Raw genomic sequence first — 23,238 nt, 5'->3', positions numbered from 1 at the left:
AGGCGATCATTCGAAACCTCATCCTGAGCCGGTCGAAGGACGAGGCTTCGCTCCAAGGTCAGGCGGTGTTGGCGAACGCGACGCACGCCCTCATCACATTACTGAGCGTCGCCTGCAGAGACGCGGCGCGGGACGGGTGGAACGGCGTGGGCCAATTGTCCGGCGTCAGCTCCGTCGGCTCGTCGATGTAGCCGCGGCAGGCCAGCTCCATCTGCACAGCGTGGACGCCCTTGTCGGGCCGCCCGAAGTGACGCGTGATCCAGCCGCCCTTGAACCGGCCATTGGTGACGCGCGACAGGCCGGCCGCGTCGCAAGCGGCCTCGACGGCGCGGGTCAGGCCCGGATCGCAGGCCGGGCCGCTGTTCGTGCCGATATTGAACTGCGGCAGCTCCCCATCGAACAGCCGCGGGGCGCGCGAGCGGATCGAGTGGGCGTCGTACAGCACCACCTTGCCGTGGCGTGCGACCAGCCGGTCGAGCTCGGCCTGGAGGCTTGAGTGATATGGATCGAAGAAGGCGGCGCGGCGCGCGGTGATCTCGGCGGCGTCCGGTTCCTGGCCGGGGCGATACAGCGGCTCGCCGTCGAAGGTGTCGACCGGGCACAGGCTGGTGGTGACCTGGCCGGGATACAGCGATACGCCGGACGGGTCGCGGTTGACGTCGATCACGGTGCGCGAGACCTCGGTGCGGACGACGGTGGCGCCCAGGCCCTCGGCGAAGGCGTAGAGCTCGCCCAGCCACCAGTCGGCGTCCTTGCGCGCCAACCACGGCGAGACCAGCCGCGCCTCGATGTCGGCGGGGATGGCCGCGCCGGCGTGCGGGATGCTGACGACCAGCGGGGCGTCGCCGCGAGTGACATGGAGCCAGTCGGTCGAGCTCACGCCGCCACCCCCGGCAGCGCGACGCCGGAAGCCGCCCCGACGATCGCCCCCGACCGCACCAGCGTATTGGCGGCCTCCATGTCCGGATGGAAGTGGCGGTCGTCGCTCAGGTGCGGGACCTCCACGCGCAGCAGGCGGCGCACGCTCTCCAGCGGCGCGCTGGACGCCAGCGGCGCGTGGAAGTCGCAGCCTTGCGCGGCGGCCAGCAGCTCGATGCCGATCACCGCCTCGGCCGTCTCGACCATGGCCAGCAGGCGCCTCGCGCCGTGGGCGGCCATCGAGACGTGGTCCTCCTGGTTGGCGGAGGTCGGGATGGAGTCGACGCTGGCCGGATAGGCCTTCTGCTTGTTCTCCGAGACCAGGGCGGCGGCGGTGACCTGCGGGATCATGAAGCCGGAGTTCAGGCCCGGCCTAGGGGTCAGGAAGGCCGGCAGGCCCGAGCAGGCGGGGTCGACCAGCATGGCGATCCGGCGTTCGGCGATCGAGCCGATCTCGCAGACCGCCAGGGCGATCATGTCGGCGGCGAAGGCCACGGGCTCGGCATGGAAGTTGCCGCCCGACAGGGCTTCGTCGGTGTCTGGGAAGATCAGCGGGTTGTCGGAGACCCCGTTGGCCTCGGTCGACAGGGTCACGGCCGCCTGGCGCAGCACGTCGAGCGCCGCGCCCATCACCTGGGGCTGGCAGCGCAGGCAGTAGGGATCCTGCACCCGCGCGTCGCCCTCGCGGTGCGAGTCGCGGATCGCCGAGCCGACCATCAGGGCGCGCAGGGCGGCGGCGGTCTCGATCTGGCCGGGTTGTCGGCGCAGGGCGTGGATGCGCGGATCGAACGGCGTGTCCGAGCCCTTGGCGGCCTCGGTGGCCAGGGCGCCGGTGACCAGGGCCGATTGGAACAGGCGCTCGGCGTCGAACAGGGCGGCCAAGGCGTTGGCCGTCGAGAACTGGGTGCCGTTCAGCAAGGCGAGGCCCTCCTTTGGACCCAGCGTCAGGGGCTTGAGGCCCGCCTCGGCCAGGGCCTGGGCGGCCGGCAGGCGCCGGTCGCCGACGAACATCTCGCCGACCCCGATCATCGTCGCCGCCATATGGGCCAGCGGCGCCAGGTCGCCAGACGCACCCACGGAGCCCTGGCATGGGACGACCGGCGTCAGGCTCTTGACCAGCAGGGCCTCCAGCAGGTCCGTCGTCGCCGGCCGCACGCCCGAGGCGCCCTGGGCCAGGCTGGCCAGCTTCAGGGCCATCATCAGCCGGACCACGGGAACGGGGGACGGCGCGCCTGTGCCGGCGGCGTGCGACAGCACGATATTGCGCTGCAGGGTCTCCAGGTCCGTGTCGCCGATGCGCACGCTGGCCAGCTTTCCGAAGCCGGTGTTGATCCCGTAGACCGGCGCGCCCTTGGCCAGGATGCGCTCGACGGCGGCGGCGCTTTCGGCGATCACCGACCCGGCGCTGGGATGCAGCCGGGCGGGAGCGCCGCGATAGACGGCTTTCCAGTCGACCAGCGACACTTCACCGGGATTGAGAACGACTTCGGTCACGCGATTTCACCCTTCCAGACGCGGGCATGGAGCGGGTTCAAGCCCATGCGATAGACAAGTTCGGCGGGACGCTCGACGTCCCAGACGGCCAGGTCGCAGGCCTTGCCGGCCTCCAGCGTCCCGACCCTGTCGAGGCGGCCCAACGCCCGCGCCGCCTCGCGCGTGACGCCGGCCAGGCATTCGTCGACGGTCATCCGGAACAGGGTGGCGGCCATGTTCATCGTCAGCAGCAGGCTGGTCAGGGGCGAGGTGCCCGGATTGCAGTCGGTGGCCAGGGCCATCGGCACGCCGGCGGCGCGCAGGGCCTGGATCGGCGGCAGCCTGGTCTCGCGCACGAAGTAGAAGGCCCCCGGCAGCAGCACCGCCGTCGTGCCGGCCTTCGCCATGGCGGCGATCCCCACCGCGTCCAGGTGCTCCAGGTGATCGGCCGACAGCGCTCCGAACTCGGCCGCCAGGGCCGCGCCGTGCTGGTTGGACAGCTGCTCGGCGTGCAGCTTGACCGGCAGGCCGTGGGCGCGGGCCGCCTCGAACACCCGGCGGGTCTGGACGGGGGTGAAGCCGATGCCCTCGCAGAAGGCGTCCACCGCCTCGGCCAGGCCCCATCCCCCCAATTCGGGGGCGGCGACGGCGGGAATCATCTCACGGCAGACCAGGTCGATATAGCCGTCGGGATCACCGGCGAACTCGGGCGGCAAGGCGTGGGCGCCGAGCAAGGTGGTGGTCACCGACACTCGGCGAGCCTGGGCCAGGGCCCGGGCGGCGCGCAGGCTCTTCAGCTCGTCGTCCAGCGACAGGCCGTAGCCGGACTTGACCTCGATCGTGGTCAGGCCCTCGGCGATCAGGGCGTCCAGACGGGGCAGGGCGCTGGCGATCAACTGGGCTTCCGAGGCGGCGCGGGTGGCCTTCATGGTCGAGACAATGCCGCCGCCGGCCCGGGCGATCTCTTCATAGGAGGCGCCGGCCAGCCGCAGCTCGAACTCGTGGGCTCGGTCGCCGCCGAACACCAGGTGGGTGTGGGGATCGATCAGGCCCGGCGTGATCCAGCGGCCTTCGCAGTCGATGGTCTCGGCCGCCTCGAAGGCGGGAGCCTCGGCGGCCGGGCCGGCATAGGCGATGCGGCCGTCCAGGCTGGCGACGACGCCGTCCTCGACCACGCCCATGCCGGGCCGGTCGGCGGCGAAGGTCGCCAGGCGGGCCTTGCTCCACAGCCGATCGCAGCGCATGGCCTGGGATCTCCCGACGCCGATCCGGTCCCTTGCCGGCGGCTTCAATATGTATAGACATATTCGCGCGACCCGAGGATTGTCCAGTGACCGACGACGCGTTTCCGCCAGAACCCGAAGCCGAGCCCCAGGCCGATGCGCCGATCTATACGCCGCCGCACGAGGTGGAGGCCGCGCCTCGGCATGAGCCCGAGCCGGAACGCGCCGCGCCTTCGGATCCCCAGACCCTGTGGTTCGAGCAGGCTCTGCTGGCCGACGGCTGGGCCAAGGCGGTGCGGTTCACGATCACCGACGGCCTGATCGCCCGCATCGACACCGACGTCGCCCGCCAGGCCGGCGAGACGGCCCATGGGCCGTGCCTGCCCGGCCTGCCCAACCTGCACAGCCACGCCTTCCAGCGGGCCATGGCGGGCCTGACCGAGACGCGGGGACCGTCCGGCGACAGCTTCTGGACCTGGCGCGAACTGATGTACCGTTTCGTCGACCGGCTGGGCCCCGACGACGTCCAGGCCATCGCCGCCCTGGCCTATATGGAGATGCTGGAGACCGGCTCGACCCGGGTGGGCGAGTTCCACTACCTGCATCACGACAGGGACGGCTCGCCCTATGCGAACCCGGCCGAGATGGCGGCGCGGATCGCGGCGGCGGCTGACGAGACGGGAATCGGCCTGACCCTGCTGCCGGTGTTTTACGCTCATACGGGCTTCGGCGGCGCAGCGCCCGGCGAGGGCCAGCGGCGGTTCGTCCACGATGTCGACGGCTACGGCCGGCTGGTCGAGGCCAGCCGCGCGGCGGTCGCCGACCTGGCCGACGCGGTGGTCGGGATCGCGCCGCACAGCCTGCGGGCGGTGACCGGCGAGGAGCTGACGGCGATCCTGCCGCTGGCGGGCGCGGCGCCGATCCACATCCACATCGCCGAGCAGACGCAGGAGGTCGAAGACTGCCTGGCCGCCACCGGCGCGCGGCCGGTGCGCTGGTTGATGAACAACGCCCCGGTCGACAAGCGCTGGTGCCTGGTCCACGCCACCCACCTGAACGCCATGGAAACCGAGCGGCTGGCCAAGAGCGGCGCGGTCGCCGGCCTGTGCCCGATCACTGAGGCCAATCTGGGTGACGGGATCTTCCCGGCCCACGACTACCTGGCGGCCGGCGGGCCGTTCGGGATCGGCTCGGACAGCAACGTGCTGATCGACGCGGCCGTGGAGCTGCGGACCCTGGAATACGCCCAGCGCCTGACCCGGCGGGCCCGAAACGTGCTGGCCAGGGCGCCGGGAAGCTCGACCGGCGGCGCGCTGTTCCGGGCGGCCGTGAGCGGCGGGGCCCAGGCGCTCGGCGTCGTCGGCGGCTTGCGGCGCGGGCGTCCAGCCGACTTCGTGACCCTGGACCGCGCGCATCCGGCGATGATCGGCCGCGATGGCGACGCCCTGCTGGACAGCCTGGTGTTCGCCGGCCGGCACGGGGCGATCGACGGCGTCTGGCGCGGCGGCCGCCAGGTGGTCAGCGGCGGTCGTCACTCTGCGCGCGAGGCCATCCTGGCCCGCTACCGGACGGCCTTGGGGAGCGTGCTGGCTTGAGCGGCGCCGAAGGGACGCTGTCCCAGCGCATCCGCGGCGAGATCGAGGACCTGATCCGCTCGGGCGCCTGGGCGCCGGGCCGCAAGGTTCCGTCCGAGCTCGAACTGATGGGCCAGTTCGGCTGTTCGCGGATGACCGTCAACAAGGCGATGTCGGCCCTGGCGGACGAGGGTCTGATCGTCCGCCGCCGTCGCGCCGGCTCGTTCGTGGCCCGCCCGCGCGTGCACTCCGCCGTGCTCGACATCCCCGACATCCAGGCCGAGATCGTGGCGCGCGGCGAGGCCTATCGGTTCGACCTGCTGGACAGGCGGCGACGCGAGGCCAGGGCGGAGGAGGCGGCCCTGGCGGGCGACCTGCTGGCCCTGCGGGGCCTGCACGTGGCCGGCGATCGGCCGTTCGCGCTTGAGGACCGGCTGATCAGCCTGGCCGCCGTGCCGGAGGCGGCGGGCCTCGACTTCGCCGACGAGTCGCCGGGGGCCTGGCTGCTGCACCACGTTCCCTGGACCGAGGCCGAGAATCGCATCAGCGCCGTCGGAGCCTCGGGCGAGGAGGCGCGTCTCCTGGCGCTGGACGAAGGCGCGGCCCTGCTGGCCGTCGAGCGCCGCACCTGGCGGGCGGGCGAGCCGGTGACCTGGGTGCGCCAGCTGTTCCCGGGCGAGGCCTACGATCTGGTCGCGCGGTTCGGCCCGGCGCGGTGAGACGGCCCTGAGCCGCCCGCGGATGCGGTCTCCCACGACGTTAGGTCGCTGCAATCGCTTTACGCATCCAAATTGTCTGAGTAATGTCCTGGAGCCTATTGGCGAACGGGAGGATTTGGGTGAAGCGAAATCTGTCTGTTGCGCTCGCCGGCTTGGCGGCGCTCGCCTCAAGCGCCACGCCGTCGCTCGTTCGGGCGGCCGGTCCCGAGCCGGTCATCGTCAGTCGGGGCAACCCGATCATCCGCGACCGGTTCACCGCCGATCCCGCCCCGCTGGTCGTCGGCGACACGTTGTATCTCTACACCGGCCATGATCAGGCCCGGGGCGACGCCATGTTCGACATGCGCGAATGGCTGGTCTTCTCGACCAAGGACATGAAGACCTGGACGCCGCACGCCCCGATCATGAACGTCAAGGACTTCAAGTGGGCCAAGCAGGACGCCTGGGCGTCGCAGGCGATCGAGAAGAACGGCAAGTTCTACTTCTACGCCGCCGTCGAACACGACGACAGTCATCCGGGCAAGGCCATCGGCGTCGCCGTTTCGGACCGTCCGACCGGTCCGTTCACCGACGCGCGGGGATCAGCCCTGATCACCAACCAGATGACGCCGGAAGGCAAGCACAGCTGGGAGGATATCGACCCCACCGTCTTCACCGACGATGACGGCGTGACCTGGATCGCCTGGGGCAATCGCGACTGCTACATCGCCAAACTCAAGGCCAACATGACGGAAATCGACGGCCCGATCCGCAGGATCACCCCGCCGCATTTCGAGGAAGGTCCCTGGCTGCACAAGCGCGGCGGCCTCTACTACCTCACCTATGCGTCGCTGGACCGCACGACCCAGAGCGACGAACACGTGTCCTACGCCACCGCGACCTCGCTGGACGGTCCATGGACCTATCGTGGCGAACTGGCCAAATCGGCCAAGAACAGTTTCACCATCCATGCCGGCATCGCCGAGTTCAAGGGCCAGTGGTACATCTTCCTGCACAATGCGACGCTTACGGTGGGAGACCAGGGCGGCGCCATCGGCCGCCGGGCCGTGACGGTCGAGTATCTGCGATATAATCCGGACGGCACGTTGAAGCCCGTCGTCCAGACCGAGGCCGGCGTGTCCGCGCCGCCTCCGTCGGTCAATTAATCAGACAAATGAACGCGCCGGACCACGGCGCGATAACCCACCGGGGAGTCCATCAATGCGCCTTCTGACCTCCGCGGCCGCGCTCGCCGCCGCCCTGATCCTGCCGGTCGCGACCCGGGCCGCCGAGGCTCCGGTTCAGGTGACGCTCGATGCGTCCAAGCCCGGCGCCGTGATCGACCGCCATGTCTTCGGCCAGTTCGCCGAGCACCTGGGCAGCGGCATCTATGGCGGGATCTGGGTGGGCAAGGAGTCCACGATCCCCAACACGCGCGGTATCCGCAACGATGTCGTGGGAGCCTTGAAGGCGCTCAAAGTCCCGAACGTGCGCTGGCCGGGGGGATGCTTCGCCGACGAGTACAACTGGCGCCGCGGGGTCGGTCCTGAGCGCAAGGCCGCGGTTAACAGCAACTGGGGCGGGGTGGTCGAGCCCAACACGTTCGGCACCGACGAGTTCATGGACTTCGCCCAGCAGATCGGAACCGAAGCCTATGTCTCGGTCAATCTCGGCTCCGGCACCGCGCAGGAAGCGGCCGAATGGCTCGAGTACATGACCTCGTCGACCGACGACGCCCTGGGCGCCGAACGCGCCAAGAACGGTCACCCTGAGCCGTACAAGGTCGCCATTCTTGGCCTCGGCAACGAGTCCTGGGACTGCGGCGGCGCGATGTCGCCGGACTTCTACGTCAGCGAGATGAAACGCTTTGCGCGCTTCGTCCACAACTACAATTCCGCCCAGCCGATGAAGCGCGTGGCCGTCGGGCCGAACGGCGCCGACACCAGCTATACCGAAGCCGTCATGAAGGCGTGGAAGGGCCATTCCTGGGCCTGGGACATCGAAGGCCTGTCGCTGCATTCCTATTCGACGGGCGGCTGGCCGCCGCATTTGTCGGGTACGGGCTTTGACGAAAAGGACTATGCCGTCCTGCTGAAAGAAGCGATCGGCATGGACGGCCTGATCAAGACGCATTCGGCGATCATGGACCGATACGATCCCGAAAAGAAGGTCGCCCTGGTGGTCGACGAATGGGGCGCTTGGCTGGCGCCGGCGCCGGGATCGAACCCGGGCTTCCTGGTGCAGCAGAACAGCCAGCGCGACGCCGTGCTGGCCGCCCTCACCCTCAACATCTTCGCGCGTCATGCCGACCGGGTCCGCATGGCCAATATCGCGCAGATGGTCAACGTCCTGCAGGCCATGATCCTGACCGACAAGGACAAGATGCTGCTGACGCCGACCTATCACGTCTTCCACATGTACGTGCCGTTCCAGGACGCGACCTTCGTGCCGCTGACCTTCGACGCCGGCGCCTATGCGACGAACGGCGTCACCCTGCCGCGCGTCGACGCCGTCGCGGCCAGGGACAAGGCCGGAAAGGTCTGGATCGCCGTCACCAACATCGATCCGAAGTCACCCGCGACGTTCAGCGTTTCACTGGCCGGCGTGAAGGCCACGAAGGCTTCGGGCCAGACCCTTTCGGCGCCGAAGGTCGACAGCGTCAACACCTTCGACGCCCCCAACACCGTCGTCCCCAAGGCGCTGTCGGCCAAGGTCGCGGGCGGCAAGCTGACCGTCACCGTCGCACCGGCGTCGGTGACGGTGCTCGGCCTGGACTAGCCGGGGGCAAGGCCGGCAGGGCCCGCCCGCCGGCTTAGACCAGCCCCGGGCCGGAGATCTTCACTACCGGCGTGAAAGCCGGCCGCGTCTCGGGCAGGGTCACGCGCAGGCTCTTGTCGTCGCGCCTGAACGCCAGCTCGCCGCCGCCCAACAGGTCCACGCGACGCACCTCGCCGGCGCTGGTCGGGCCCGATGCGGCCAGACTTTCGATGACCAGCTCGCCCGCCGGCCAAGCCATCGGCAGGGCGTAGAGGTCGCCGCCCCTGGTCGTGAAGCGGATGTCGGCGGCGCCGAACGGCTTGGCGTCGCCCTCGTTCTGCATGCCCTCGATCAGGCGGGTCGGCCCCTCGCCATAGATCCGCCAGGGCCGCGAGGCGTAGATCGCCGGGCCGTTGACGGCGATCCAGCCGGCCATGCCTTCCAGCACCTTCTCTTCCTTGTCGTCGATCGTGCCGTCGCCACGCTGGGGGATGGAGACCATCAGGCAGCCGTTCTTGGACACGACGTCGATCAGCCGCTGGATCACGTCCCTGGCGCTCTTGTAGCCGTCGCGGTCGTAGAGGCCGCGGTCATAGTGCCAACTGCCGATGCAGGTGTCGGTCTGCCAGGGTTCGGGCCGCATCCGGTCGGAGAAGCCGCGCTCGACGTCCTCCACGATGCCGCGCCGCTGCAGGGGGTTAAGCATCTTGCCGGTGACCACCACGTCGGTCGCGCCGCGCGCCGCCAGGGCCTGGTTGTAATAACGGGCCGTCGCCGACAGGCCAGCCTGGCCCAGCGGCAGGGTGTAGTTGTCGAAATAGACCATGTCGGGCCGGTAGCGGTCGACCAGGTCGTTCTGCCGCGCCAGCCAGTTTGCGACGAAGGCGGGGTTGTTCGGCGGCGGGGTCTCCAGCCATTCGCCGTCGTGCTTGTCGTGCCAGGCGTTGGCGGCGGCGATACTGTCGATACCGTCAGGGATCAGCATGTTGCGGCCGGTATAGAGCTCCTGCGGATCCAGGCCCTGCCACCACTTGCCCTTGCCGTCGGCCTTGGTCAGGCGATAGGCGTCATAACGCCGGCCCTTCAGCGGACCCTCGGCGTCGTAGCCATAGGCGGTCTGCCACCAGTGCCAGGCGTGGGCCGAATGGTTGGAGACGGCGAACCGCATGCCGTGGGCGCGAGCGACCTTTTCCCAGGTTCCGACGATGTCCCGCCCCGGGCCGACGCGCAGCGTGTTCCAGGCATGATGGCGGCTGGCGAACATGTCGAGGTTGTCGTGGTGGTTGGCCATCGACATGAAGTACCGGGCCCCCGCGGCCTTGTACTTCTTCATCAGGCCGTCCGGATCCCAGTTCTGGGCCTTCCAGCGCGGGATGAACTCCATGAAGCCGAACTGGGTCGGGTGGCCGTAGGTCTTGACGTGGTGCTCGTAGACCCCGTTGCCCTGGATATACATCTGGCGGCCGTACCAGTCGCCGTATTCGGGCACGCACTGCGGGCCCCAGTGCGACCAGATCCCCAGCTTGGCGTCGCGGAACCAATCAGGGACCTTGTAGCCTTGGGCCAGGGACTCCCAGCTGGGCTGGAAGCCGCCCTTGCGCGGGGCGGCGAGGGCGGGCGCGGCCGAGGCGGCGGCCAGGCCCGCGCCGAGATTCAGCAGGTCGCGGCGATTGAGGCTCATGTACGGTCCCTAGTTCTTGGCCGGCGCCGCGCCGTCGGCAGGCGGGTCGCCATAGAGGATGCCCCGGCCGTGGACGCCGAGATAGACCCGGCCGAAACGGCTGGGGTCGCCGGACAGGGCGCGCAGTTCCGCAAAGCCCCAGCGTTCGTCGTGCAGCTTGATCCAGGTCTTGCCGACGTCGTCGGAGCGGAACACGCCCTCGACGCCGTCGACCTTGCCCCAGACGAACACCGCCGGATGGGTCTGGCCCGGCGCGGCCTTGCCGAAGCCGACCAGGCCGGCCTCGTCGACGCCGCCGACCGCCTTGAAGCTGTCGCCGCCGTTGGTCGAGCGCATCAGGCCCTGGTTGGTGGGCAGCCACAGCTCGCCCTCGGCGCCAGGGACGGCCTTCAGCGACCGGCCGCTGGGCAGGTTGTGCGCCGTGGTCTTGAAGCTTTCGCCGCCGTCGGTGCTGGCCAGCACGGCGCCCTGGGCGGCGTCGTAGAGATAGAAGCGCGACGGGTTCACGCGGTCCGAGACCGGGGTGAAGTCCAGGCGCTCGCCGGGCGCCACGCCCTGGACCGGGCGCCAGGTCCTGCCGTCATCGCTGGATACATAGGGCGGAGCGCCGCGCAGGGCCCAGACCATGCGCTTGCCGTCGGCCGAAAGGGCGATGCGGCCGGTGTCGGGGTTGGAACCGCGCGGCGGCGAGCTGGCGAAGGCCGTCCAGGTCTTGCCGCCGTCCGTGGAGTGGAAGCCGCCGGTGGGCGTCGGGTCGCTGGTCCGGACCAGGATGTCGGGCGCCAGTTCGGCGTAGTCGAGGCCGCGATTGGTGCCGCCGTGCGGGGCGAAGTAGCGGCTGCCCCGGGCGCTGTCGAGATCGTCGTGCCGGAAGCCGCCGATGTCGCCGATCGCGCTGACCAGCGGGGCGCCGCCCGAGGCGCCGTTGGGCGGGGAGACCAGTCCCAGGGCCACGGTTTCTTCCAGCCCCTCGTCGTCGAACCGCCAGTCGGTCCGCCCCGAACGGTCGGCCTCGGTCAGGTTCCTGGTCCGCCACAGGCCGTAGCCGGTGACGTAGATGGCCTCGTCGGGATTGGTCGGATCGATGTCGATGTCGCCGATCCAGTGGCCCATGGCGCGGGCGGCCTTGCCCTCGAGGCCGCGCACCCAGGGCGCGCCGCCGGTGTCGTGCTCGGACTTCTCGCGCAGCCCTTTCCAGGTCTTGCCGCCATTGGTGCTGCGGAACACTTCGTCGCCTCGGCCCCAGCGGTCGAGGGTGGAGACCACGATCACGCCCGGATGGGCCGGGTCCAGGCTGAGGCCGCCATAGCCGAACACGTCGCCGGCGTCAGGCTTGATCGGGCTGATGTCGGTCCAGGCGCCGCTGTCGGGATCCATCTTCCAGACCGCGCCGTCGGTCACGCCGTTGGGCCCCAGGGCGTTGCCGTAGGCGATGTAGACGCCGCCGTTGGCGTCCAAGGCCAGGTGGTGCGGGATCAGCCCCTTGGGCTGGCCGTCGACCAGACCCCAGCGGATCCCGCCATCAGTGCTGACCAGCAGCCCGCCGCCATGGCTGGTCGCGAAGCCGGCATAGAGGATCGCCGTCTCGCCGGTCTTGGTCCTTTCCACCGGGTCGAAGGCCACCAGGGTGACGTGGACCTTCGGGAAGGTCTCGACCGGCGACCAGCTCGCGCCATGGTCGGTGCTGCGGTAGAGGCCGTCCTTGGCGCCCAGGAACAGCACCGCGCCTTGGACAGGATCGACCATCAGCCGTTCGCCCGTGTTGCGGCCATCCTCGTTGCCGCCGATCTTGACCGGCAGCTCGGCTTTGATCCAGGTCGTCCCCCGATCCGTGGAGCGCAGCAGGGCGCCGCCGCGGGCGTAGGGACCGGTATATTCGCCGGCGGCCATGTAGAGCCGGTTGGGATCCTGCGGGTCGACGGCCAGGCTCAGCGCCCCGGCCAGCTGGCCGTCGGCGCGCTTGAGGTCGTCGTTCAACGCCACCCAGCGGTTGGTCGCCCGATCCAGGCGATAGGCGCCGCCGATGTCGGTGCGGATATAGACCAGCCCCTTCTCGGTTGGGTGATAGACCACGCCGCTGACGAAGCCGCCGCCCAGCACCTCGACGGACTTCCAGTTATAGGGCTGCACGGTCGGCGGGGCGGCGAGGGCGGGCGCGGTGATGGCCAGCGTCCCGGCGGCGACCGCCAGGGCGAGACTGCGTTTGAACCAGGACAAGCGGGACCTTCCGTCTCAGCGGGCCGGGGTGAGGCGAACGGTCGCAGCGCCAAACGCCAAGACGCCTCCAGCCGTCGAACCCGCTGCAAATCCTCTCATTTCGCCCCTCCCATCATCGCCTGTTTGGCGTTTCTATTTGTCACACAAATTAGACCGTGTATGGATCGCCGTCGAGCTTTTTAGATACCGGTACCACCGGACAACGACCGGATTGCCCGAAACGCGTCGGCATGCAATTGACAGCGTTGTCGGAGTTCCAACGATAATGATGCGGGGAGTTATGAACACCAAGGCCTTTTGCGCAGCGCTGCTGGCGACCACCCTTCTGACCGGCGCGGCGTCGGCCGCCGAAAGCCAGAGCACCGCTCATCCAGCCCTGTGGCCAGTGGCCAAGAGCCAGGGCCTGGTCGATCCCCAGACCGAGGCCTTCGTGGACGCCGTGCTGGCCAAGCTGACCCTTGAGGAAAAGATCGGCCAGATGATCCAGGCCGACATCGCCTCGATCAAGCCGGAAGACCTGAAGACCTATCCCTTGGGTTCGATCCTGGCCGGCGGCAGCTCGCCGCCGCTGGGCGCGCCCGACCGCTCGCCGATCGGGCCGTGGGTGAAGTCGGTCGAGGCCTTCCGCGACGCCGCCGCCCAGCGCCAGGGCGGCACGCAGGTGCCGCTGATGTTCGGCATCGACTCGGTGCACGGCAACGGCAACGCCGTGGGGGCCACGCTCTTTCCGCACAACAGCGCCCTGGGCGCCACCCGCGACCCCGAGCTGATCCGCAAGATCGGTGCGGCCACCGCCCAGGAGACGGCCGCCGCCGGCTTCGACTGGGCGTTCGGCCCCACCCTGACCGTGCCGCGCGACGACCGCTGGGGCCGGGCCTATGAGGGCTATTCGGAAGATCCCGAGATCGTCCGCAGCTATGCCGGCCAGATGATCCTGGGCCTGCAGGGCGCAGTGAGCCCCTTTAAGGGAGGAGGGGGCGGCGTGATCCAGCAGGGCCACGTGGCGGCCAGCGCCAAGCACTTCCTCGGCGACGGCGGCACCCACCTGGGCAAGGATCAGGGCGACACCCAGGTCTCCGAGGCCGAGCTGATCCGCCTGCACGCCCAGGGCTATGTGCCGGCCATCAACGCCGGGACCATGACCATCATGGCGTCGTTCAACAGCTGGAACGGCGAGAAGATGCACGGCAACAAGAGCCTGCTGACCGACGTGCTGAAGGGCAGGATGGGCTTCGACGGCTTCGTGGTCGGCGACTGGAACGGCCACGGCCAGGTGGCCGGCTGCACGCCCAAGAGCTGTTCCAAGGCCGCCAATGCGGGCCTGGACATGTACATGGCCCCCGACAGCTGGAAGGACCTCTACGCCAACACCCTGGCCCAGGCGAAATCGGGCGAGATTCCGATGGCCCGCATCGACGACGCCGTGCGCCGCATCCTGCGCGTGAAGGCCAAGATGGGCCTGTTCCAGCAGGCCCGTCCGGTGGAAGGCAAGGAGGCGGTGATGGGCTCGGCCGAGCACCGCGCCATCGCCCGCCAGGCCGTTCGCGAGTCGCTGGTGTTGCTGAAGAACAACGGCGTCCTGCCGGTGAAGGCTTCGGCCAATATCCTGGTGGCCGGCTCGGGCGCCGACGACATCGGCCAGCAGGCCGGCGGCTGGACGCTGTCTTGGCAAGGCACCGGCAACACCAAGGCCGACTTCCCCAACGCCCAGTCGATCTATTCGGGTCTGAAGGAGACGGTCGAGGCCTCGGGCGGCTCGGCGACGCTCAGCGTCGACGGTTCGTTCGACAAGAAGCCCGACGTGGCCATCGTGGTGTTCGGCGAGACGCCCTACGCCGAGGGCGTGGGCGACATCAAGACGCTGGAATACCAGCCCGGGAACAAGACCGACCTGGCCCTGCTGAAGAAGTTGAAGGCGGCCGGCGTGCCGGTGGTGGGCGTGTTCCTGTCGGGCCGTCCGCTGTGGGTGAACCCCGAGATCAACGCCACCGACGCCTTCGTGGCCGCCTGGCTGCCAGGTTCGGAAGGCGGCGGGATCGCCGACGTGCTGATCGGCGACAAGGCGGGCAAGCCGCGCACCGACTTCCGCGGCAAGCTGTCGTTCAGCTGGCCCAAGACCGCCGGCCAGTTCACCCTGAACCGCGGCGACAAGGGCTATGACCCGCAATTCGCCTACGGTTACGGCCTGACCTACGCCTCGAAGGTCCGGGTTGGAAGGCTGTCGGAAAAGCCGGGCTTCACGGTGGCCGCTGACAACACCAGCAACTACTTCGTCGGCGGCAAGACGCCGTCACCGTTCGAGTTCAGGCTGACCCCGACCACGGCGGTTCAGATCCGCCCGGTGGACGCCGGCAACGTGCAGGAGGCCGGCCGCCAGCTGACCTTCTCGGGCGACACCGCGGCCACCGCGGCCCTGGCGGCCGACAAGGCCTTCGACCTGTCGTTCCAGGCCAACGCCGACATCGACCTGCTGGTCGATTATCGCGTCGACGCCAAGCCCACCGCGCCGGTCGCCCTGTCGATCGGGGCGGGCAAGCTGGACGTCACCCCCGTGCTTGAGGCCTCGCCGCTCGGCGAGTGGAAGAGCCTGAAGGTGTCGCTCAAGTGCTTCCAGGCGGCAGGGACCGACGTGACCAAGGTCACCGCGCCGTTCGAACTGTCGACGGCCGGCAAGCTGGTGGTCTCGCTGCAGAGCGTGAAGCTGACGACGGACCCGGCGGGCGCGGTCTGCCCCGGCAAGGCCTCGCAATAATCGATCCCGCTCACCCCGGCGAAGGCTGGGGTGAGCCGAGATCCAGGGCGGGCGTTGAGCCCGGAACAATAAAACTCGTCTGGATCCGGCAGGTGTCCGGGACGGGCGGAGATTAGGGTGAGATCCATGCGCTCGAAGATCCTCGGCCTGCTGGCCGTCACCGCCCTGACGGGCCTGGCCGGCGTCGCCCAGGCCGCCCCGCTGCTGGCCCCGGTCTTCACCGACCATGCCGTCTTGCAGCGGGGGCAGCCCATCCGGGTGTGGGGCGCGGCCAAGCCCGGCGAAGCGGTCGAGCTGGCGCTGGGCGAGGCCAAGGCCGGCGCCACGGCCGACGCCCAGGGCCGCTGGTCGGCGACCTTGCCGGCCCGCGAGCCTGGCGAGGCCCTGACCCTGACGGTCCAGGCTGGCGGCGACAGCCAGACGATCTCGGACCTGCTGGTCGGCGACGTCTGGCTGTGCTCGGGCCAGTCGAACATGGAATACCCGCTGCGCCGGTCCCTGAACGGCGAGGCCGAGGCGGCCAATTCGGCCGACCCGAACATCCGCCTGCTGCAGACCGGTCATGTCAGCCTGCCCGAGCCGACGACCGCCTTGGCCAAGGACGTCGCGTGGCGTCCGGCGACGCCGGAGACCGCCAACAACTTCAGCGCCGCCTGCTTCTTCATGGGGCGCGAGATCAAGAAGACCACCGGGGTCCCGGTCGGCCTGATCGACGCCACCTGGGGCGGGTCGGTGATCCAGGACTGGATCAGCCGTGACGGCTTGCACGCCCTGGGCGGCTATGAAGAGGGCCTGGCCATCCTGGCCGACTACGCCAAGTCGCCGGAAACCGGCATGGCCCGGTGGACCGCCCAGTTCGACCGCTGGGCGGCCAAGGCCGAACCGCAGGCCGCGGTCTGGAGCCGGCCGGACTTCGACGACCGCGACTGGAAGACCATGCCGGCCGGCGGGTTCTGGGAGGTCAATCCGGGCCTGGAGAGCTTCGACGGCACGATCTGGCTGCGGGCGACGATCGTCCTGACCGCCAAGCAGGCCAAGCAGGGCGCCGTCCTGGCCCTGGGGCCGATCGACGACCTGGACATCACCTTCGTCAACGGCCGCCAGGTGGGTGCGACCCAGGGCTGGGACAAGCCGCGGGCCTACAAGCTCGCGCCGGGCGTGCTGAAGGCCGGGCCCAACGTCGTCGCCGTGCGGGCCATCGACACCGGCGGCGGCGGCGGGGCCTGGGGGCCGGCCGCCGAGAAGGGGCTGAAGTTCGACGACGGCTCGTTCGCGCCGCTGGGCGCCAGCTGGCGCTACAAGGTCTCGTCCACCGTCGCCCAGAGCGGCGTGCCGCCGACGCCGCCGTGGGTGGGGGCCAGCGGCCTGTCGACCCTGCAAAACGGCATGATCGCGCCGCTGATCCCGTACGGATTGAAGGGCTTCGCCTGGTACCAGGGCGAGGCCAACGTCGCCGAATCCCAGAACTACCAGCGCCTGCTGACCGCCCTGGTCGGCGACTGGCGCAAGTCGTTCGGCGGGCCGGACCTGCCGTTCCTGGTGGTGCAGCTGGCTGACTTCGGGCCGCGCCAGACCAGGCCGGCCGAGTCCGGCTGGGCCGGGGTGCGCGACGCCGAACGCCGCGTGGCCGCCGCCGATCCGAAGGTCGGCATCGCCTCGGCCGTCGACATCGGCGACATCTACGACATCCACCCGGCCAACAAGCAGCAGGTCGGCCATCGCCTGGCCCTGCAGGCCCGCAAGCTGGCCTATGGCGAGACGACCCTGGTCGCCGCCGGCCCCGCGCCGCTGTCGGCCGCGCGGACGGGGGCGACCGTGGCCGTGCGGCTGGACCAGCCGGCGGTGGTGCAGGCCGACGCCCGCCCGGTCGGATTCGAGCTGTGCGACGCGGGCGGCGCCTGCCGCTTCGTCGACGCGGCCCTGGCCGGCGATCAGGTCTCGCTGACGGTCCCGGCCGGCTTCGCGCCGGTCAAGGTCCGCTTCGCCTGGGCCGACAGCCCGATCCTCAACCTCTATGGCGCGACCGGCCTGCCGGCGACGCCGTTTGAACTGGCGATCGCGCCGTAAATTTGGGCAACGGCGCGTGCGGGCCTCGCCCGCGCCGTTAACCGGCAACCGTTGGCGGTCGACGGCATTGTGTTGCGTCAAGGAGACCGCCGAGTGCCCGACGCCGCATACCAGGAACTGGCCAAGCTATGGGAGGCGGTGTTCGGCGAGCGGCCGCCCGTCGTCGCCGAACCTGGTCTGACCGCCCAGATCCTGGTCCGCTGCCTGCCGCCCGTCGAGCCGTATGGTTTCGAGGCGGAAGGCGGCGCCGATAGCTAGAGCATCGCGCGGAAAAGTGGACGCCGGTTTTCCGCAAAAGCGATGCGAAAACAAAAATCTAGAGCAAATCGTGCGATTCTTGAATCGCGCGATTTGCTCTAGACCGCCAGCGCCTTGAGCCGCTCGCGCAGGTCGCCCAGCTCGTCCAGCGGGAGGTTCAGCTTGCAGAAAAGCTGCTCGGGCACGGCTTTCGCCTGGTCGCGCAGGGCGGCGCCGGCCTTGGTGAGGGCGACGATCACCCGGCGCTCGTCCTCGGGATCGCGCGTGCGCGCCACCAGGCCCTGGGTCTCCAGCCGCTTGAGCAGCGGGGTCAGGGTGCTGGACTCCAGGTCCAGCGCCTCGCCCAGGGCCCCCACGGTGCGGGGGCTGGCCTCCCACAGCACCAGCATGGCCAGGTACTGCGGATAGGTCAGGCCCAGGGCGTCGAGCATCGGCCGGTAGAGCCGGGTCATCCGATTGGCGGCGCCATAGAGGGCGAAGCACAGCTGGCGGTCGAGGCGCAGGGCCTCGACCGGTTCGCTGCGGGTCTTGTCGCTGTCAGAGGTCATGCGGCCCTTGTGGTGATCGCGACATCGACATTGCCGCGCGTGGCGTTGGAATAGGGACAGACCTTGTGCGCCGTCGCAACCAGGGCTTCGGCCTCGTCCTGGGTCAGGCCCTGGGTTTCCACCTCCAGCGCCACCTCCAACTTGAAGCCGACCTCCAGCGGAGCCAGGCCGACGACGCCGGTGACGGTCGAGCCGGTTAGGCCGATCTTCTGCTGGCGGGCCACGAAGGCCATGGCGCTCTGGAAGCAGGCAGCGTAGCCGGCCGCGAACAGCTGCTCGGGATTGGTGCCCTGACCGTTGCCGCCCAGCGCCTTGGGCAGAGCCAGCTTCACGTCCAGCAGACCATCGTCGCTGCGGGCGCTTCCTTCGCGACCGCCGGTGGCCGTGGCGCGGGTTTGATAGAGGGTGGACATCGGTGCCTCCTTGGCGTTGTTCGATGTGAACGATTTAATCGTGCACGATATAAATGCAAGAGGTGTGAGTGATATTTTATCGCGCGCGATTTTTCAGCGCGTCGCCAGCAGTCCTTGGCGGTTCAGGTCAGCATAGATGCAGTCTTCCTTTGCCGCGTGTCCCGGAACGCCGGGACCGACCCACGCCGCCCAGGCGTCTCCAGCCCTGGTGGGCTTGAAATCTCGAAGCCCGCAGTGGGTCGCCGCATCCGCGATCTGGGCGCGGCTGGCCCAATGGTTCTCGTCGCCGACAAAGCATCCTGCTTGCGCCAGAACCGTACCGATCAAGAGGGTGATGGCAATCGGTCGTCGAAAGCTGGTGGACATGGCGACTTCTCCTGCAGGGGATCCCGCTAACCCATGACGATCGAGTTTCTGTCGAGACGACGTCTACTTTTGGAGGCGCTAAGCCGCCCAGGCGGCCGCGAAGCGCTTCAACTGTGAACGCGCCGCGCTTTCGGCGCCGTCGCCCAGGGCTTCCAGCCGCAGGAACAGGTCGCCGGCCCGATGCGGGCCGCGGGCCGGCAGCCCCTGGCCGGGTAGGCGCACCAGGCCACGCGCGGCGGCCTTGGTCGAGATCCACACCAGGCGCGGGCCCAGGGCGGTGGCCACCTCGATCCGGCCGCCCTCGGCCAGGGCGCGGGCGTCAAGCCGCGCGGTCAGCCACAGGTCGTCGCCGCGCACAAGGGCGTCGGGATCGGGCTTCAGCGCGACGCGAAAGGTGACGTTCTCGACCCGCACCTTGTCACCCTCGCGCAGGCCGGCGGGCAGGGTCAGGCGCAGCTTGCGGGCGTCCAGCGTCAAGTCCAGGCCGCCGCCGGCGAAGGCCAGGGCGGCGTCGATCCGCAGGGCGGCCTGCTCGACCCGGGCCGGTTCGGCGACGGCGGGCGGGAAGTGGATCGGGCGGGCCGGAGCGTCCTGCAGCAGGCGATAGGCGGCCAGCACGTCGCGGAACAGGGCCGCGTCGCCGCCGGGGCGGTCGGGGTGGGCGCGCTTGGCGGCTTCGCGATAGGCGGCCCGCAGCTCGCGCTCGTCGGCGCCGGGGGCGACGCCGAGGATGGCGCGGGCGGCCTGGAGACTTGGAACGGAAGAAGCGCCGGCGATCATGCCGCCGACCCTGCCGCCGTTTGGTCAACGGGGCGTTAAGTTAAGACTTTAACGGATCTGGCCGCTCAGCAGCCAGACCAGGCCGAACACGCCGAACACCCCGGCCACGAAGACGATCACCGCCCACGAGCCGCTCTTGCGGTGCCAGGTGACCGGCTCGTCGACATCGGCGCCCTCGACCCGCGCCCGCTCGGCGGCCTTGGCGCGCAGCCGCCACAAGGTCCAGGCTCCGGCCGCGAACAGGAACAGGCCGCCGGCCGCCAGGATGATCCAGTCCTGGACGTCGTCGCCCTTCCACTTGACCGCCTCGACATAGCCGATCCACAGGCCGGCCGCGCACCACAGCGCCAGGGGAAGCCAGGCCAGTCGCGCCCGCGTGCCGAGTTTCATAGGGAGTCCTTCATGTCGCGCGGCAGATGCGCGCGACCGGCCATCCACGTCAAGCGTGGCCCGCCGCTCCGCCGTGTCCTATATCCGTCCCATGACCGACGCGCCCCTGATCCCCGCCTCGCCGTCCGAGGACGACTATGTCCGCCAGGTGACCGAGGCTGTGCCGCCGCCGCTGCTGCCGGAGGGCGACCCCATCCGCCTGTTCGAGGACTGGCTGGCCGAGGCCGGCAAGGGCGAGCCGAACGACCCCAACGCCGTGGCCCTGTCGACCGTCGACGCCGACGGCCTGCCGGACTCGCGCATGGTGCTGCTCAAGAGCGTCGATGCGCGCGGCTTCGTGTTCTACACCAACACCCAAAGCGCCAAGGGCGTGGAGCTGTCGGGCCAGCCCAAGGCGGCCCTGCTGTTCCACTGGAAGTCGCTGCGCCGCCAGGTGCGGGTGCGCGGCGTAGTCGAGCCGGTCACGCCGGAAGAGGCCGACGCCTATTTCGCCAGCCGCGCCCGCCACAGCCAGCTGGGCGCCTGGGCCAGCGACCAGTCGCGGCCGCTGCCCGACCGGCTGGCCCTGGAGCGCCGGGTGGCCGAAATGGCGCTGAAGTTCGGGATCGGCAAGGTGCCCCGTCCGCCGCACTGGTCGGGCTATCGCGTCGTTCCCCAGATCATCGAGTTCTGGCGCGACCGGCCGTTCCGCCTGCACGAGCGGCTGGTCTACGAACGGGCCGGCGACGGGTGGGAGACCAAGCGGCTGTTTCCCTAGACCCCGTACCGCGCCAGGAACGTCTCCACCGCTTCTTCGGCGATGTCGCGCAGCGGGCGAGCCGGCCGGGCCTCGTCGCCGGCCGCCAGGCCCAGCATCAGGGTGGCGTGTTCCAGCATGCCCAGCAGCTGGCCGGCAGCCGCCGCGGGCCGGTCGGTCGCCAGCTCGCCGGACGCCACCAGGTCCTCGATCAGCCCGATCGCCGTACCGCCCAAGGCCTTGTGGGCGCCCTTGAGGGCGTGGTCGGCTAGCGCCTCGAAGCGTCGACGCTCGCTGGCGATCATCCGGAACATCGCCCGGGTGGCGGGCTGCGACATCAAGGCGGCATAGGCCAGGGCCAGGCTGGTCAGGCGGGCGCGGGCGTCGCCCTTGGCCCGGACGCTGGCGCGCACCGGCTCGGCCATATGCTGGACGGCGTCGTAGACGATGATCTCGAACAGCTTGGCCTTGCTGGGAAAGTAGGCGTAGAGGGTCGCGGTGGACACCCCCGCCATCCGCGCCACGGTCTCCATGCCGGCGGCGGTATAGCCTTCCCGGAGGAACACCCCGCGCGCGGCGGCCAGGATCTCGGTCTTCTTGCGTTCGGATCGATTGACGACGGCGCCGATCAGCATGGGTGCGACTCTAGTCAAGGTTAACGCAACCATAGTCGCTCAACCGAAGGGCAAGCAAGTCGCCACAGGCGACGCGGCTGGAACTTTCCGCTATGGGGACGCCCGCGCCCGAAAGTCGGGCGCCGTTGACGGGGTTTGGGCGTGATCAAGGACGCGGAGACGGTTCGCGAGCAGGAAGTAGCCGCCTGGATGGGCGAGCGGGCCGATCGGGTGATCGAGACATCCTGCGCCCGCGTGTTCCTGGTCGGCGAGGCGGCCTGGAAGGTCAAGCGCCCGGTCAATTTCGGCTTCCTGGACTATTCGACCCTGGAACTGCGCCGCTGGTCGCTGGAGCGGGAGCTGAGCTTCAATCGCGCCGCCGCGCCCGACATCTATCGCGCCGTGCGCCGCCTGACCCGCACCGCGGCGGGCGGGGTCGAGATCGACGGGGCCGGCGAGACCGTCGAATACGTGCTGGAGATGCGCCGCTTCGACGAGCAGGGCGTGCTGGCGGTCCAGCCCTGGGCCATCGACGACGCGCTGGAGGAGTCGCTGGGCCGCACCATCGCCCAGTTCCACGCCGGTGCGCCGCTGCGGCGGCAGGGCGGCGGGGTCGGGGCGCTGGGCTACACCATCGCCTCCAACGCCAACCTGCTGCGCGGCCTGGCCCCGCGCCTGGGCGCCCAGGCCGTCGAACGGCTGATCGCCGAGACCGACCTGGCGCTGGAGCGCCTGGGCCCGCTGCTGAACGAACGGGCCGGGCAGGGCTTCGCCCGCCACTGCCACGGTGACCTGCACCTGGGCAACATCCTGGTCGAGGCGGGCAAGCCGATCCTGTTCGACTGCATCGAGTTCAACGACTCGCTGTCGGACATCGACATTCAGTACGACCTGGCTTTCCTGCTGATGGACCTGGACTTCCGCCGCCGCCGCGACGCCGCCGGCCGGGTGCTGAACGCCTATCTGGACGAGGCGGCTCGCACGTTCGGCGAGGGCCTGTGGACGGGTCTTGCCGCTCTTCCGCTGATGCTCAGCGTCCGCGCCGCCGTGCGCACCCACGTTTGGGCCTACAGCAACGACGACGAGGCGGCGCGGGCCTACCTGGCCACGGCGCTGGAGCACCTGGCGCCCCGGCCGGTCAGCCTGGTGGCCACTGGCGGCCTCTCCGGCTCGGGCAAGTCGACCTTCGCCCGCGTCTGCGCGCCCGGCCTGGGGACGGCCCCCGGGGCGGTGGTCCTGCGCACCGACGAGATCCGCAAGCGCCTGTGCGGCGTGCCCTCGCTTCAGCGCCTGCCGAAGGAGGCCTATACGCCGGAAATGAGCGACAAGGTCTATGACGAGTTGTTCCGCGACGCCGCCCTGACCCTGGCCGCCGGCCGCTCGGTGGTGGTCGACGCGGTGTTCCTCAAGCCCGAGCAGCGGGCTCGGGCGGAGACCCTGGCCAAGGACGTCGACGTGGCGTTCCAGGGCGTCTGGCTGGAAGCTCCGCCCGAAGTGCTCCGCGCCCGGGTCGCCGCCCGCGTCAACGACGCCTCCGACGCCGACGTGGCCGTGCTGGAAAGCCAGCTGACCCGCGACACCGGCGACATCACCTGGCGCCGGGTCGACACGGTCAGCGCCTTCGAGGACGAGGCGCGGGCGTTGGCGGAGTCGATGGGGTAGGGGAAGGTCAGGAGAGCGGCAAGCGAAGGTCGGGCGACGCCGCCAAGGCTGCTTTCCGACCCTGGTCAAATTCCCACCTTCCGGTCGCCCCCGCGATTGCTTCTCGGATTT

General features: G+C 69.9%; 20 protein-coding genes. 9 read left to right on the top strand and 11 right to left on the bottom strand.

Annotated elements, in window-relative coordinates:
- Positions 1–58: 58 nt before the first annotated feature.
- The 3 genes from hutG to hutI are packed head-to-tail and all read right to left on the bottom strand — an operon-like array spanning position 59 to position 3,635.
- A complete protein-coding gene (gene hutG / locus EV278_RS12755) occupies positions 59–880 on the bottom strand; it encodes an N-formylglutamate deformylase (protein WP_132091718.1) in 822 nt (273 codons plus the stop codon).
- The gene (gene hutH, locus EV278_RS12750) at positions 877–2,412 is read right to left on the bottom strand and encodes a histidine ammonia-lyase (RefSeq protein WP_132091715.1); all 1,536 of its coding nucleotides are present in this window, start codon (positions 2,410–2,412) and stop codon (positions 877–879) included. The genes hutG and hutH overlap by 4 nt, the downstream gene beginning before the upstream one ends.
- Entirely contained in the window at positions 2,409–3,635 is a 1,227-nt protein-coding gene (hutI, locus tag EV278_RS12745) for an imidazolonepropionase (protein ID WP_132091712.1), read from the bottom strand. Before hutI ends, hutH begins: the two co-directional genes overlap by 4 nt.
- A 164-nt stretch (positions 3,636–3,799) precedes the next feature.
- Here hutI and EV278_RS12740 point away from each other — a divergent pair, with 164 nt between their 5' ends.
- The 4 genes from EV278_RS12740 (at position 3,800) to EV278_RS12725 (ending at position 8,664) form a co-directional block, all read left to right on the top strand.
- Positions 3,800–5,209, top strand: coding sequence for a formimidoylglutamate deiminase (locus tag EV278_RS12740; RefSeq protein ID WP_132092116.1), 1,410 nt, complete (start codon positions 3,800–3,802; stop codon positions 5,207–5,209).
- The gene (gene hutC / locus EV278_RS12735) at positions 5,206–5,907 is read left to right on the top strand and encodes a histidine utilization repressor (protein WP_132091709.1); all 702 of its coding nucleotides are present in this window, start codon (positions 5,206–5,208) and stop codon (positions 5,905–5,907) included. Before EV278_RS12740 ends, hutC begins: the two co-directional genes overlap by 4 nt.
- A gap of 119 nt (positions 5,908–6,026) precedes the next feature.
- Complete coding sequence (locus EV278_RS12730; RefSeq protein ID WP_243692179.1) at positions 6,027–7,052, top strand: glycoside hydrolase family 43 protein; 1,026 nt, start codon at positions 6,027–6,029, stop codon at positions 7,050–7,052.
- 55 nt (positions 7,053–7,107) lie between these two features.
- Positions 7,108–8,664 carry an alpha-L-arabinofuranosidase C-terminal domain-containing protein gene (locus tag EV278_RS12725; protein ID WP_132091703.1) on the top strand — a complete coding sequence of 519 codons (1,557 nt, stop codon included), beginning with the start codon at positions 7,108–7,110 and terminating at the stop codon, positions 8,662–8,664.
- A 34-nt stretch (positions 8,665–8,698) separates the two neighbouring features.
- Here EV278_RS12725 and EV278_RS12720 read toward each other — a convergent pair whose 3' ends face one another.
- Together EV278_RS12720 and EV278_RS12715 are read right to left on the bottom strand one after the other, a co-directional pair.
- Complete coding sequence (locus tag EV278_RS12720; protein WP_132091700.1) at positions 8,699–10,324, bottom strand: alpha-L-fucosidase; 1,626 nt, start codon at positions 10,322–10,324, stop codon at positions 8,699–8,701.
- A gap of 9 nt (positions 10,325–10,333) precedes the next feature.
- Complete coding sequence (locus EV278_RS12715; protein ID WP_132091697.1) at positions 10,334–12,541, bottom strand: hypothetical protein; 2,208 nt, start codon at positions 12,539–12,541, stop codon at positions 10,334–10,336.
- Positions 12,542–12,809: 268 nt separating this feature from the next.
- On the opposite strand from EV278_RS12715, the gene EV278_RS12710 reads away from it, so the two are divergent.
- From EV278_RS12710 to EV278_RS24020, 3 genes are all read left to right on the top strand, one after another.
- Positions 12,810–15,293: a glycoside hydrolase family 3 protein gene (locus EV278_RS12710; protein WP_165916638.1), complete on the top strand. Its 2,484-nt coding sequence runs from the start codon at positions 12,810–12,812 to the stop codon at positions 15,291–15,293.
- Between the two features lie 126 nt (positions 15,294–15,419).
- Positions 15,420–17,360 (top strand): sialate O-acetylesterase, encoded by a 1,941-nt coding sequence (locus EV278_RS12705; RefSeq protein WP_132091691.1) that lies wholly within the window; start codon positions 15,420–15,422, stop codon positions 17,358–17,360.
- 93 nt (positions 17,361–17,453) lie between these two features.
- Positions 17,454–17,618 (top strand): hypothetical protein, encoded by a 165-nt coding sequence (locus EV278_RS24020; RefSeq protein ID WP_165916628.1) that lies wholly within the window; start codon positions 17,454–17,456, stop codon positions 17,616–17,618.
- A gap of 98 nt (positions 17,619–17,716) precedes the next feature.
- Here the strand turns inward: EV278_RS24020 and EV278_RS12700 are convergent, their stop codons facing one another.
- The 5 genes from EV278_RS12700 to EV278_RS12680 form a co-directional block, all read right to left on the bottom strand.
- Positions 17,717–18,166 (bottom strand): MarR family transcriptional regulator, encoded by a 450-nt coding sequence (locus tag EV278_RS12700; protein WP_132091688.1) that lies wholly within the window; start codon positions 18,164–18,166, stop codon positions 17,717–17,719.
- Positions 18,163–18,579: an organic hydroperoxide resistance protein gene (locus EV278_RS12695; RefSeq protein WP_132091685.1), complete on the bottom strand. Its 417-nt coding sequence runs from the start codon at positions 18,577–18,579 to the stop codon at positions 18,163–18,165. Before EV278_RS12695 ends, EV278_RS12700 begins: the two co-directional genes overlap by 4 nt.
- Positions 18,580–18,672: 93 nt before the next feature.
- Positions 18,673–18,945 carry a hypothetical protein gene (locus EV278_RS12690; RefSeq protein WP_132091682.1) on the bottom strand — a complete coding sequence of 91 codons (273 nt, stop codon included), beginning with the start codon at positions 18,943–18,945 and terminating at the stop codon, positions 18,673–18,675.
- 78 nt (positions 18,946–19,023) lie between these two features.
- Positions 19,024–19,725: a DnaJ domain-containing protein gene (locus EV278_RS12685; protein ID WP_132091679.1), complete on the bottom strand. Its 702-nt coding sequence runs from the start codon at positions 19,723–19,725 to the stop codon at positions 19,024–19,026.
- Between the two features lie 48 nt (positions 19,726–19,773).
- Positions 19,774–20,115 carry a hypothetical protein gene (locus tag EV278_RS12680; protein ID WP_132091676.1) on the bottom strand — a complete coding sequence of 114 codons (342 nt, stop codon included), beginning with the start codon at positions 20,113–20,115 and terminating at the stop codon, positions 19,774–19,776.
- A 91-nt stretch (positions 20,116–20,206) separates the two neighbouring features.
- On the opposite strand from EV278_RS12680, the gene pdxH reads away from it, so the two are divergent.
- Entirely contained in the window at positions 20,207–20,872 is a 666-nt protein-coding gene (gene pdxH / locus EV278_RS12675) for a pyridoxamine 5'-phosphate oxidase (RefSeq protein ID WP_132091673.1), read from the top strand.
- Here the strand turns inward: pdxH and EV278_RS12670 are convergent.
- Positions 20,869–21,486: a TetR/AcrR family transcriptional regulator gene (locus tag EV278_RS12670; RefSeq protein ID WP_132091670.1), complete on the bottom strand. Its 618-nt coding sequence runs from the start codon at positions 21,484–21,486 to the stop codon at positions 20,869–20,871. The genes pdxH and EV278_RS12670 overlap by 4 nt on opposite strands.
- 141 nt (positions 21,487–21,627) lie before the next feature.
- Here EV278_RS12670 and EV278_RS12665 point away from each other — a divergent pair, with 141 nt between their 5' ends.
- Positions 21,628–23,127 carry a bifunctional aminoglycoside phosphotransferase/ATP-binding protein gene (locus EV278_RS12665; protein WP_132091667.1) on the top strand — a complete coding sequence of 500 codons (1,500 nt, stop codon included), beginning with the start codon at positions 21,628–21,630 and terminating at the stop codon, positions 23,125–23,127.
- The last annotated feature ends 111 nt before the right edge of the window (positions 23,128–23,238 follow it).

Source organism: Caulobacter sp. BK020 (genome assembly GCF_004342605.1).
Lineage (GTDB): Bacteria > Pseudomonadota > Alphaproteobacteria > Caulobacterales > Caulobacteraceae > Caulobacter.
The sequence above is the reverse complement of the archived record's forward strand: the minus strand, read 5'-3'. Positions and strand labels throughout refer to the sequence as shown.